Genomic DNA, 12,485 nt, shown 5'->3' on the forward strand with positions numbered 1-12,485 from the left:
TTCCCAATCATTACCAACAAGTTGTTAATAATCATTCTATAAAATATAATACTTAAATGTTTATTCATCAACTGATGAAAAATTAATTATTTATTAACAATATAAATAAAAACATGTCTAAAATTAACCAATTACAAGAAATTATCAATAATTCAGACAATATTGTGTTTTTTAGAGGCACCAGTGTTTCAACAGAAAGTGGAATACCTGATTTTAGGTCTGAAAGCGGAATTTATAAAAGTTTAGAAAAATATGGAGACCTTTCGGAAAATATAATCTCCCATAGCTACTATCTAGACCATACCGAGGAATTTTTCGAATATTATAAAGACACACTTGTTTTTAAGAATGCCCATCCCAATCCGGCTCATTTAAAATTAGCAGAGATGGAAAAGGCAGGCAAATTAAAAGCAGTTATCACTAAAAATATCGATGGACTTCATCAAAAGGCAGGCAGTGAGGAAGTTTTAGAGCTTCATGGAAGTGTTCATAGGAACTACTGTCAAATTTGCAACAGACAATATGGATTAGATCATGTTTTAGAAAGTGAAAGGATACCAAGGTGTGAATGCGGAGGTATTGTTAAGCCTGATGTTGTTTTATATGGAGAACCTTTAAAAAATGCTGTTTTAAATTTTTCAGTTGACCTCATATCTCAAGCCGATACTTTAATTATTGGCGGCACTTCTCTTGTTGTTTATCCTGCCGCCGGATTAATAAATTACTTCAACGGTGAAAATTTGGTTTTATAGTTACTAACCAAACTTTTATTATAGATGTCGGATAAATTATAAAATATGTCTGGAAAATCTAAAATTAATGTTTTTAACAAAATGACAAAAATCGCTTTGGATGAAGAAATCAGCAATTGTGTGGCTTACCATAGGTATTATCAAAGGCTAATTGCAGTCAAAATAGTTAGTGAAGGAAATACCATAACTAATGCCGCAAATATATTGGGAAAATCCTATCAAACAGTTCACAGATGGATTAAAACATGTGAATCTGATAGGATTAGAAGGTTTAAAACCATCTTTTGGTGGTGGAAGACCATCAAAATTAACTTATGATCAACTAATTGAATTAGATAAACTCATTGAAAAAACACCCAATATGTCAATGAAAGACGTACATAAACTTGTTAATGAAAAATTCAATGTAAATTATAGTTTAAAGCAAATAGGAAAAATTATAAAGAAATTAGGATACAATTATAGCAAAGCATATCCTAAATTTTCAAAATCCCCAAAAGATGCTGAAGAACAGTTAAAAAAAACTTAGAAGAATATAATGTAACAACAAATGATATTATAATCTTATTTGATGAAGCATCATTCCAAAATGAACCCTATACTCAAAAATCACTATATAAACAAGGAACAAAACACACACAAACTGTAAATCCATACAAATTCAAAATCAACGCCACAGGATCACTAACAATAAATGGAAATTCAACCATCACAATCACAAATTCATCAACAGCACCAGAAATTGCAATAGCACTTTTAAAATTAAGAGTAGCAAATACTAACAATGAAAAATACAGTAAAAATATTAAACAAAATAATATCCGATGTTAATCTAACTGATAAAGACATAAACAAATTATTAATGAAAAATAACAAAAATAATGAAATTTTTACAGCAAAAATTTTAAAAACATTAGAAAAAATATAAAGACAATACCACATCCACAATCACTAGAATCATTGGAAAAACACTGCAATAGAGAATCCCTCAATAATGTGAAAAAAAGAAGAGAAATAAGAAGAAAAATAACATTAAACCTATTACAAAAAGAAGACATAATAACAAAAATGCAAACCGAACAAAGAATATGTTTAATTCTAGATAATTACAATGTCCACAAATCCGTATTTATCAAAAAAAATAGCATTATATCTTAATATTGAACTAATATACCTTCCACCATACTCTCCTCACCTAAATCCAATCGAACAAATATGGAGACAAATGAAAAAAGAAATAAAACATTATTACCTTAAATCAAAAGAATTTCTACAAGAATTAACTATAAAAACATATAATGAATCGATTTCTGGAACAAAAGTTCATGACAAATGGCTCGAAACATTTATACCAAAAGTTTAGTAATTAACTATAATTAACAAAAGCAAAACACCTTATGACAACATTGCCAGTTTAGTCATTAACGATGCCATTGGTGATGTTTTCTCCCAAATCAAAATCTAAAGATTCAGGAACTAATTCTATTCCTTCTAGTTGATTATTGCATCTGTAGACTAGTATTTCAACACCGGCATCGTATGCATCATTTAAAGTTTGTGAAAATTTAGGATCATTTTCCCAGTTGGGTCTGAAGAACTTTCCAATCGGATGCTGTATTAAGAAAAACACGCAACATCTATTTCCCTCTTTTTTAAGTTTTATCAATTCTTTTAGATGTTTTGCACCGCGTTCGGTTGGTGCATCAGGAAATCTTGCTTCACCATCAACGATTAATGTAACTCCCTTTACTTCAACATAACATTCCTCATCTTCACGGGACAAGTATATATCTATTCTGGAGTTATCGGCTGTTTTTTCTCTTACATGGTAATCATAACCCTCAAGCTCTTTTATTTTACCATTTATGATTGCATCATATACAATACTGTTAGCTTGTTGAGAGTAAAGTGATACTAACACTCCCTTGTTTTCAACAAAATGCAGTGAAAATTTAGTTTTTCGATTTGGATTGTCTGATGGTTTAAGCCAAACGACTGCATCCTCAACCAATAACTCTTTACATCTTCCAGTATTTGGTACGTGAGCTATCTCTTTATTACCATCAATTTCTACTTCAGCAATAAAGCGATTAGGTCTTGCTTTAAAAATTCCCCTAACATAATCCATCTTTAATCACATTACCAATGTATGATACCAAATCAGTTGCTGAAAAGCCGTTTCCTTTATCATCATACGCCCTATCACCTGAAACACCATTTATGAAAACTCCTAAAGCAGCAGAGTCAAATGAATTTAGGCCTTGTGCAAGCAAACTGGCACATATTCCAGCTAATGCATCCCCAGTTCCACCAACAGTCATTCCGGCATTGCCAGATTTATTAATTCTAAAACTAGTGCCTGACAATATTAAATCATATTTGCCTTTAACTAGAACAGTCCCTTTAATTTGACCAGTGATTTTTTGAAATTCAGATATGTTTTCATCGACCTTTTTAAAGTCATATGAGTTAATGTCCAACTTTAAATCATCACTAACATTGAAAAATGATTTAAACTCAAAGATATGAGGAGTCAATATAATATCTTCACGATTTTTGATTAATGATAAATTAACTTGTTTTAAGCTATCTGCATCCAATATAATTGGTTTTTTAATTTTTGTAGCTAAAACATTGAATAAATTTGAAGTTTCATCATCAATTCCAGCGCCAGGACCCATTAAAACAGCATCAACATCACCAACAATTGACAATATCTCATCAGCATGACTTAATGATAGTTTATCCCCCTCAAGTGATTTTACAATTAAATCAGGAGAGGTTGCCTTGATAGCTTCAGCTGATTTTTCAGGTGTTGCAACATAGACCAAATCAGCACCGGCGCCAATAGCTGCCATACCTGCAATCGCAGGCGCACCAGAGTAATCATTACTTCCACCAATGATTAACAAACGTCCATTGTTTCCTTTATGAGATGATGAATCTCTATTTTTAAGTCTTAAAAAATCCCCATAACTTACAAAGTATTCGGCTTCAAACGGTATTCCAATATCGGCAGTTACAAGACCTCCAACACATTTTTCATCAGCATGCCTTACACCATCCTTGATTTTATGAAAACTAATTGTATAATCAGGAATCACGGCCAAATCACTTACCTCACCGTTTAATGGGTCCATTCCAGAAGGCACGTCAACACTAATTTTAATTCCATTTGACTTATTAATAACTTCAATGGCTCTTTTAATATTAGTCTGAAGTTTTCCTTTAATTCCAGTTCCTAAAAGTCCATCAACAATAATATATTCCCCTTTAGAGTTTTTATTAACCTCAGTATTATCAATATCTTCAAGAGTTTTTAAATTATAAATTGTTAAGTGTGATAGACGAGGATGCATGTTTTGCAAAATATCAAAGTTTATTTTAGCTTCAGCTGAACGTATATTATCCTTTAGCATGTAAATATCCACATCATAACCTCTGTTCAACAAATATCTTGCAGCTACAAAACCATCTCCACCATTTCCACCAGAGCCTGTAAAAATTATTATTTTAACAGGTTTTGAAAATGTATAAACTGCAATTTTGCCTATTTCTTCAGCTAAAGACTTTCCAGCCGATTCCATCAAACATAATCGAGACAATCCCAAATATTCGCAATTAAAATCTGTAACCATCATATCAATAGGACGCATAATATCCCACACTTTTAATATCTACAACAATACTTGTATTGTATTTACTATTAATTAAATTTTTTCAAATCCAAAACTTTACGAAAATTGATTAAATTCCTAGCAATAGCTTTATCACTAAATTTATATGAAAAATATAATAAACAAACATTGTTTAAATTGTTCACAAAACGGACAAACTTATTCCTATTAGTTACTCCCATAAGATGACATAATTTTTCACATACTCCCATTAGCTCACTACACAAGACAATACGTACAGAAAAAAATAAAGGTTGCTATTGTCTCATTATTATAAAAAGAACAATGCATTAATAGTTGATTAAACCAGTATCTTGATTTATCCCTAGATTTTGTAGGTATGATTTGAAAAGATTGTTTTTTAATTTATATTTGCCTCTTGCTGGTTTGATTATCATGTTTTTCTTAATTAAATTTTTTAATAATGCTGAGGGTTCTGAGTTTAAATTAGCATTATATTTTATATAAGAATAGGATAAAACTGTTTCATCACTTTCAGCCATCAAGCATAGTATTTTTCTTTCTTCCATAGTGGATTTGCTAAATAATACTTTAAATTCTCGTTGAGCTAAAATATTTAAGGAATGTATAGATGCCTTTTTAAATTCAGCCATTGTTACTTTATTCCCCTCATTGATTTCGTCAAAACAGTTGTAAGCTAAAATTTGCATATAATATGGAATTCCATTAGATAATTCGTATATTTCTTTTAAAACATCTTCTTCAAAGCTTACATTTTGTTTTTTAATTGGAATATTGATTGCTTCACATACTTCGTCGTATGATAATGGTCCTATTAGATAAGGTTCGAATATTCGTACTGCAGAGTCGAGTTTATCTTGTATTCTGTAGAAAATATCCTCTGAACCTGTAGCTACAAACATTATATTTTTTCCTTTTAAATTTAATTCTACAAGAGCATTTTGTAAAATGCTTAGTATCTTCATTGTTTCTTCATTGCTCATTATCCTTTGAAGATCATCGAACAATAAGATTAAAACCGGATTGTCAGAGTCTAACTCATCATAAATTACATTTAATATTTTTTCAAATGCAATGGCTGGGCTGGTTTTAGGTATTTCACGTGATAGAGATATGCCTCCAATCAAGGGTATATTGATACCTAATGAATTTATTTTCTCCCAGAAATGACTGATATTGATATCTAAAGTGTCGGAACATTTTTCTATTATTAATGTATAGATATCTTCAAAATTTCCTTCTATTAATGGAATTCTAACTGAGTATACATCATCAAAATTAGTTAATTCTTCTTGAAACTTTAATAATAATGATGTTTTTCCAATCCCTTTTGAGCCATATAATATTAAATGACCAGGAACCCCCTGTTTGGTTGATTGATATATTTTTTTAAGTTCATTTAGTTCTTCTTCACGACCAGTGAAATAAGATGGAAGAATTCCTGTTCGTTTTCTAAAAGGATTATGTTTCATGGTTATAACCTCTATTAATAATTTTCATGATAAACATGAAAAAAATTTATGATACTTATGTTTCTTATGTTTTTTAGAATATTTAAAAATTTTCATTAGAAAACATGAATTTCATAACTAACATAAAAGAAATTTATGATACTTATGTTTCTTATGTTTTCAGACTCTTTCAAAAACTTTGTTGATTTGAACTATCCATTGCCAAAACACATTATAGTTTAAAATATAGTAGAGTATATAAGTATAATTATCTTAAGTTTTAGGAAAAATCATATGCGAAAAATAACATTTAAAATTTTAACAAAACTTCCAACAAAATACATTAGTAGTGGATTAATAATAATTATGGCCATTTTTATTTATGGTATCCTAGGTTCTTATTTTATAATGGACTTAAACCTTATTGATTCAATTTATTATGCGACCATTACAATGGCAACTGTTGGATATGGGGATTATCTTCCTCAAACAGGAATCGAAAAATTATTTGCAACATCCCTAGCCCTTGCAGGAGTTGCTTTACTTGCATATGTATTTAATATGATGTTAACAAATTTCCAGGAAAAAATGACCAAGTATTCAAAGGGAGCGAGAAAATTGAAAGCTATTGAAAATATGGAAGATTATTATATTATTTGTGGTTTAGGAAGAGTTGGGAAAGTGGTTTTTGATGAGTTAACCGATAGAAATCAGAATGTAATTGTTATTGAAAAAGACAAGGAAAAATGTGAAAACATTGAAGAAAAGAAAAACATTGTAATCCTAAATGGCGATGCCATAGAAAATGATTTAATTGCAAAGCTGGCAGGAACTAAATGTAGAAGCGTTATAGTCTGTACTGGAGATGATGTAACTAATTTATTTATAGTATTGACCATTAGAGAAACAAATCCTGATGCATGGATTGTATCAAGAGCCAGTAAACTTGAAAATATTAAAAGACTTAAAAAAGCTGGAGCAAATAAAATTGTATCCCCTGAAGTGATTGGAGGGGAAGGCCTTTATTATGAATCTGCAAGTCCTCATCTTTTAAGAGTGACTGTAAGACATAACTCCGATGAAATTTATGAGGAATTTAAAATAATAACTAAACATGGATGTACATTAGAAAATATTGAGTATCACTTACCGGGAATTGAAACAACACTTACCCGCCAAATTAAAACAATGAACATAGCAGATGGTCAGAGATTTGTAAATCGCCTAAGCATTCATGATGATCAAAAACAAGCATTAGATAACCTATACCGAAGTGCAAATAATATCCACTCCCATTTAATTTCAGGACCTAATAATACTACTTTTGATAAATTGCTTGAAGATTTAAGAAAACAAGAAGAGATTATTGGTGTTAATTTATCTAATGAAGAGATAGCTAAGCTAACTCAAAAAGAAATACTCAATAAATAAAAAAAAATGAAGAGAATTAAATTCTCTAGAACAATTCGTGTAAATGCATAATAGCAGAACCTAATTTACCATCGAAGTTACCTGCTGAAATTTCAAGTACACCTTCAACAGCACAAGCAGCTTCAATTCCTGCTTTCATAGCTGCTTTTACAGATTCCTCATCAACACCATCGATAACTATTTCAAATACTCCGTTAGCATCTTCTCTAATGTCTGAATCAACTTTGTCTTTTAAAGTTACACACATTTTTTCGTTAGTGGATGCATTTAAGAATTTTGAGTATTTGTTGGATCCTACTTTAGAACCAGAAGCGACCATACCTCCAGGAAATGGAGTAATTACGCCTTCAACTTTAGAAATAGCTTCAACTGCTGCTTGAGCTGCGGCTACACCAATCATTTGTTCGGTCGCTAAGATAAAGAAGTTTCCTCCAGCCACACCATTTTTGTATCCGAAGTCAGATTCTACTAAGAAGTCGCCGGACATGATTGGAATGGAGAACACTTTTCTTCCATCAATTTCTAATTCTTCTTCAAAACCGTCCCCGAAGAATTTTAATTTTGCACCGGTGTTTAAAGTATCTCCAGATTCTAAACAGTTGAATGCTGCTGCGGTTGGAGCGGTTAAAATACACATTCCTATTCTTTCCATTAATTCATGATCTAGTGCTTTTTTACCACCTTGACAAATCATTATAACATAACCAGGTCTTCCATCGGGAGTGTTTTCTGCCGGTACAAAGCAGTCAATACCTGCTTCAGCAGGACATCCAATAACAGAAGTTCCGTAACCGGTAGCTTCAGTTGCTGCAATTTTTGCTAATTCTTCAGTTTCTGCAGTAACTAAAATTCTAGTTACTTTGATTCCAAAACCTTCTGCATAAGTATCTTTAATTTCTACGCCATTTATTTCCATATTTTCACCAAATTTTTTTAAAAAATTAAATATTTTGTGATAATAAAGTTTATGAATATATATAAAAATAAAGTTTTCTATTTAATAATCATCATGGAAAAACATTATATGATTAAAAAAGCATTTAACACCAATGAACTCATTTAAATATGGAATTTTACTTAAAATGTAAATTACAATCCAAGAATAATGCCTCCAACTAAGAACAATAAAATATATTCCATATAAAAATTTTAGATGTTTCTGCGTATAAATAAAAACCTGATACTTCTAAATTACAGAAGTTGTAAAATCAGGCAATTAAACATGATCATAATCAAACAATATTTAGACAATAATCGCCTATTCCTCAGATGATTCGTCGCCATCGGATTCTTCGATTTCACCAGAAGATGATGAAAAGGATATCTTATTTAAAATAGCTGATCCATAATATGGCAATATTATCAAACCGATTATGGTGGTCATCCAGAATGAGATTAACCTTTCAATTACAGTTGCGGCTGCACTAACTGAAGATGGAATTCCTGTTGCGGAGTAAAACAGAATCATGACCCCATCAATAGCCCCAACACCTCCAGGAAGCAACGGAATCATACCGACAAGTGAAGCTACAATAAATACTTCACCAATAATGACAATATTAACATTTGCGCCAAATGCTAAAAATACCAGATAAACTCTTAAAATTTCAAAAATCCAAATTAAAAAAGATAATGGAATAGTGTACAACAAACCCCTTTTATTTGAAATCAATAATTTCATAGTGTCTTGGAAACCGGAAATAATTCCATGTATTTTTTCTTCAAATTCCTCTGAGTTCTTCTTGTAAAAACGTCTGACAAGACCAATAATCCATCCATCCACCCTTTTTCCAAAATTAGGATTAATGCACATGTAAATAATACCAATTAAAACTGCAATAATCGCGATGACTGCAAGAACCATTACAACAAGCATCCATGTGTCAAAATTAAAGTATAATGTCATTGCAGAAATTGTAATGGCTGCAAGAACAACGAATGGAAATGTATCTAATGCCCTATCAGCAACAACAGTTGCAAAAGCTTCTTCCATTAAACAATTTTTCTCCTTATACAATAGATAAGCTCTTACAGGCTCTCCACCTCCACGTCCTGAAGGAGTAATGTTATTGACCGCAAGACCTACCATTACCATTGGAAGCAGTTTTCTTATACTGACATACATATCAGCAAGATTGTTGAGTATCTGCCAACGCAAGGTGTATAAAAAATAAGTAACAACTTGAACACCAACTGCTAAAAGTATAATATATAGATTAGCTGTTTTCAATGCCATAATAACCTTATCGATTCCTACAAACCATAACATTATGACTAAAATAAGAATACTGAATCCAAATAATAATATTGTTTTACGGTCCATGATAATACCAACTTAATATTTTAATATTGAACTTTTGATACTTATAAATTTATATAGAATTTTAATCAATATTTACACAATGAGATATATTAACAAAACTGACTTATATATAGTTATAAGAAATTCAGGTATGATAATGGTTGGAATTGGATTAATGTGTTTAGTTCCAATAATTGTAGACTTAATATATTTCGAATTTAATTTTTTAGGATTTATAATCCCCAGTTTAATTTCAATAGGTTTAGGACTATTTTTTACAAAATACTTTGAAGAATACTCATCAAATAAAATGCGCCTAAAACATGGGATGATAATTTCAGCACTTGCATGGCTATGGGCCAGTGTAATCGGTGGAGCAATCATGCTACTTGTAAGTGATTTGAGCTTCATCAACGGAGTTTTTGAAAGCATGTCCGCTTTAACTGGAAGTGGAGTTACCATGTATCAAAATGTTGAAGTCCTGCCCCATAGTATCTTATTTTTTAGATCTATTGAACAATGGGTTGGAGGATTAGGAATTATTGTTATGACTGTAGCAATCTTAACAAGACCTGGAACCGCATCATCAAAATTGTACCAATCCGAAGCTCGTGAAGAACGCCTGAAACCTAGTATTAAAGCTACTCTTATGCAAACTATTAAAATTTATTTAATTTATACAGTGCTGGGAATTTGCTTATATTTACTTGCGGGAATGCCTGTTTTTGATTCGATTTGCAATACATTTACAATTATTTCCACCGGAGGCATGAGTATTAAAAATGCGAATATGGGTTTTTACCACAATGATGTGATTTACTTAATTTCTATTGTTTTAATGATTTTAGGAGCTACAAGCTTTTTAGTCCATTATAAAGTTATTAAAACAAGAGGAAAATCCTTGATTCAGGATTTGCAATTTAAAGTGATGATTTCTTTAATAGCTATTGTTGCCGTTATACTTTATTTTGTCTCAGATATTGTTCCAATAGACTTACTTTTTACAATAGTATCTGCTGCAACAACAACCGGAGCCAGCGTCAATAGTTTTGACGTGATGATAGGATGGCCACCATTCGTATTAATCTGTATAATGGCATTGATGTTAATTGGAGGATCAAGTGGTTCCACAGTTGGTGCAATTAAACTTTCAAGAGTCATTGTATTCTTTAAAGGGATTTATAAACATATTCGTGAAATTTTATCACCCGAAGGCAGGGTTGTTCCAATAAAAATTTCAAAAACAAAAGTAAATGAAAAAACGGTTAGTGACAGCGGAAACTTCATTACTCTTTATATGATTTTTATTCTGGTTAGCTGGGCATTATTCTGTTTATATGGTCACGATCCATTTAATAGTTTATTTGACACTATTTCAATTCAAGGAAACAATGGTGTGATCCTTGGAGAGATAAATTTCTCTCTTGAAGACCCTTTAAAGCTCGCGTGCATATTTAACATGTGGAGTGGAAGATTGGAAATATATCCAGTATTAATTACACTAAGAGCATTTTTCGAAGTATTTAAAAGATAGGTTTATATTATCTTAAAATAAATATTGATTATTAATTATTTTGATGAGGTAATATAATGTATGCTATTATAATGGGAGGAGGTCGTGTAGGACTTGGCCTTGCAAATTTACTAATTGATAATGGTGCAGACATCACATTAATTGAAAGTGATGAATCATTATGTAATGAAGTTGCATCAGAACTCGATGCATTAGTTATATGTGGAAATGGAACTAGTTCCAAATTGCTTGAAGAAACAAATATTGAAGATGCTGACTTCTTTATTGCAACAACTGGAAACGATGAAGCAAACTTACTTTCATGCATTCTAGTTAGAAAATATAATGTTGAAACAATTATCGCACGTGTAAGTAACCCCGAACACGAAGAAGCATTTAAAGAAGTTGGAATTGATAGAGTAATAAGTCCGGAAATGAGTGCTGCAAAAGACTTAGCACAATATGTTACTAATCCAAGAGTATCTACATTAACCACAATCGGTGAAGGTGATGCAGAAATTATTGAAATGACAATAACTAACGATAAAGTTATTGGAAAACGTTTTAAAGAAGTATCCCCTACAAAAGACTACATCATTATTGCTACATATCAAAACGGTGAACTTGTAATACCTCAACCAGACAATACAATAGCTCGCGGAGAAAAAGTTTCTATCCTTGTTAAAAGAGGAACCTTAAAAAAGGTTTCTAAAAAATTAGAGCAATAAATAAGACATTTTAATATGTTCTTTTCCATTTTTCTCAACAATTGGTCCATGACCTGGGTAGATGTTTTTAACATCTAATTCCAATAATCTTTCAATACTGTTTTTCATATCAGAATAGCTTCCACCAATATCCATTCGACCAACACCCCCACCGGCAAATATAGTGTCTCCACTAATTAAGTTTTCGCCATCCCAAAGGCAAATTCCACCACTAGTATGTCCCGGTGTGTGAATAACTTCAAAATCTTCTATTTTATCGCCATCAACAAGCTCAATATCCACTCTAGAGTTATCCCCTTCAAAATCAAAAGCAGAAAGTGAAGTGCCTAATGAATCTTTATTTTTCATGGAAATTGCATCTAATTCATGAACCGCAATCTTTGCATTAGGAAATAAATAGTTTCCACCAATGTGATCAAAATGACAGTGAGTGTTTACAATTAATTCGACATTTTCCGGTTTGATGCCATTTTCTTTGAGTTTTGAGAATAAATAATCCTTGTTATGTCCAGCACCAGTATCAACAAGAATGCTATCATTAATTAAATAACAATTTGAATCATAATTAAATCCCATTATAAAAACAATATTTGACATGAAAGATAGTATAATTTAAAAAGTAATTAAAAGTTTTGAAAAAACTTTGTAT

The 12,485-nt window shown here is 31.1% G+C and carries 14 protein-coding genes; 7 read left to right on the top strand and 7 right to left on the bottom strand.

Annotation, left to right across the window (positions count from 1 at the left end; all coding sequences use genetic code 11):
* Positions 1-113 precede the first annotated feature (113 nt).
* Genes Q9969_RS06560 through Q9969_RS06570 form a run of 3 tightly spaced genes read left to right on the top strand, consistent with a single transcriptional unit; the run spans position 114 to position 1,281 of the window.
* Positions 114-752 carry an NAD-dependent protein deacylase gene (locus tag Q9969_RS06560; protein ID WP_305555584.1) on the top strand — a complete coding sequence of 213 codons (639 nt, stop codon included), beginning with the start codon at positions 114-116 and terminating at the stop codon, positions 750-752.
* 45 nt (positions 753-797) lie between these two features.
* Complete coding sequence (locus tag Q9969_RS06565) at positions 798-1,070, top strand: helix-turn-helix domain-containing protein (protein WP_305555587.1); 273 nt, start codon at positions 798-800, stop codon at positions 1,068-1,070.
* Positions 1,000-1,281: a winged helix-turn-helix domain-containing protein gene (locus Q9969_RS06570; protein ID WP_305555590.1), complete on the top strand. Its 282-nt coding sequence runs from the start codon at positions 1,000-1,002 to the stop codon at positions 1,279-1,281. Before Q9969_RS06565 ends, Q9969_RS06570 begins: the two co-directional genes overlap by 71 nt.
* A 73-nt stretch (positions 1,282-1,354) precedes the next feature.
* Here the strand turns inward: Q9969_RS06570 and Q9969_RS06575 are convergent, their stop codons facing one another.
* Positions 1,355-1,537, bottom strand: coding sequence for a hypothetical protein (locus Q9969_RS06575; RefSeq protein WP_305555593.1), 183 nt, complete (start codon positions 1,535-1,537; stop codon positions 1,355-1,357).
* Positions 1,538-1,863: 326 nt separating this feature from the next.
* On the opposite strand from Q9969_RS06575, the gene Q9969_RS06580 reads away from it, so the two are divergent.
* A complete protein-coding gene (locus Q9969_RS06580) occupies positions 1,864-2,115 on the top strand; it encodes a transposase (RefSeq protein WP_305555596.1) in 252 nt (83 codons plus the stop codon).
* Between the two features lie 51 nt (positions 2,116-2,166).
* Here Q9969_RS06580 and sfsA read toward each other — a convergent pair whose 3' ends face one another.
* The 3 genes from sfsA to Q9969_RS06595 all read right to left on the bottom strand — a co-directional run bounded on the left by sfsA (position 2,167) and on the right by Q9969_RS06595 (position 5,883).
* The gene (gene sfsA, locus Q9969_RS06585; protein WP_305555599.1) at positions 2,167-2,880 is read right to left on the bottom strand and encodes a DNA/RNA nuclease SfsA; all 714 of its coding nucleotides are present in this window, start codon (positions 2,878-2,880) and stop codon (positions 2,167-2,169) included.
* Positions 2,867-4,408 carry an NAD(P)H-hydrate dehydratase gene (locus tag Q9969_RS06590; RefSeq protein WP_305555602.1) on the bottom strand — a complete coding sequence of 514 codons (1,542 nt, stop codon included), beginning with the start codon at positions 4,406-4,408 and terminating at the stop codon, positions 2,867-2,869. Before Q9969_RS06590 ends, sfsA begins: the two co-directional genes overlap by 14 nt.
* A gap of 311 nt (positions 4,409-4,719) precedes the next feature.
* A complete protein-coding gene (locus Q9969_RS06595) occupies positions 4,720-5,883 on the bottom strand; it encodes an ATP-binding protein (RefSeq protein ID WP_305555604.1) in 1,164 nt (387 codons plus the stop codon).
* 273 nt (positions 5,884-6,156) lie between these two features.
* Between Q9969_RS06595 and Q9969_RS06600 the strand changes: the two genes are divergently transcribed.
* Positions 6,157-7,293 carry an NAD-binding protein gene (locus Q9969_RS06600; protein WP_342766061.1) on the top strand — a complete coding sequence of 379 codons (1,137 nt, stop codon included), beginning with the start codon at positions 6,157-6,159 and terminating at the stop codon, positions 7,291-7,293.
* A gap of 25 nt (positions 7,294-7,318) precedes the next feature.
* Here Q9969_RS06600 and fhcD read toward each other — a convergent pair whose 3' ends face one another.
* Complete coding sequence (gene fhcD, locus Q9969_RS06605) at positions 7,319-8,209, bottom strand: formylmethanofuran--tetrahydromethanopterin N-formyltransferase (protein WP_305555607.1); 891 nt, start codon at positions 8,207-8,209, stop codon at positions 7,319-7,321.
* Positions 8,210-8,551: 342 nt separating this feature from the next.
* Positions 8,552-9,616: a UPF0104 family protein gene (locus tag Q9969_RS06610; protein ID WP_305555610.1), complete on the bottom strand. Its 1,065-nt coding sequence runs from the start codon at positions 9,614-9,616 to the stop codon at positions 8,552-8,554.
* Positions 9,617-9,752: 136 nt separating this feature from the next.
* Between Q9969_RS06610 and Q9969_RS06615 the strand changes: the two genes are divergently transcribed.
* A complete protein-coding gene (locus Q9969_RS06615; protein ID WP_305555613.1) occupies positions 9,753-11,129 on the top strand; it encodes a TrkH family potassium uptake protein in 1,377 nt (458 codons plus the stop codon).
* A gap of 56 nt (positions 11,130-11,185) precedes the next feature.
* On the top strand, positions 11,186-11,836 hold the full coding sequence (locus Q9969_RS06620; RefSeq protein WP_305555616.1) for a TrkA family potassium uptake protein: 651 nt from the start codon (positions 11,186-11,188) through the stop codon (positions 11,834-11,836).
* On the opposite strand, the gene Q9969_RS06625 is transcribed toward Q9969_RS06620, so the two are convergent.
* Positions 11,825-12,433 (bottom strand): MBL fold metallo-hydrolase, encoded by a 609-nt coding sequence (locus Q9969_RS06625; RefSeq protein WP_305555619.1) that lies wholly within the window; start codon positions 12,431-12,433, stop codon positions 11,825-11,827. The genes Q9969_RS06620 and Q9969_RS06625 overlap by 12 nt on opposite strands.
* Between the last annotated feature and the right edge of the window lie 52 nt (positions 12,434-12,485).

The organism is Methanobrevibacter sp. V74 (genome assembly GCF_963082495.1).
Taxonomy (GTDB): Archaea; Methanobacteriota; Methanobacteria; order Methanobacteriales; family Methanobacteriaceae; genus Methanocatella.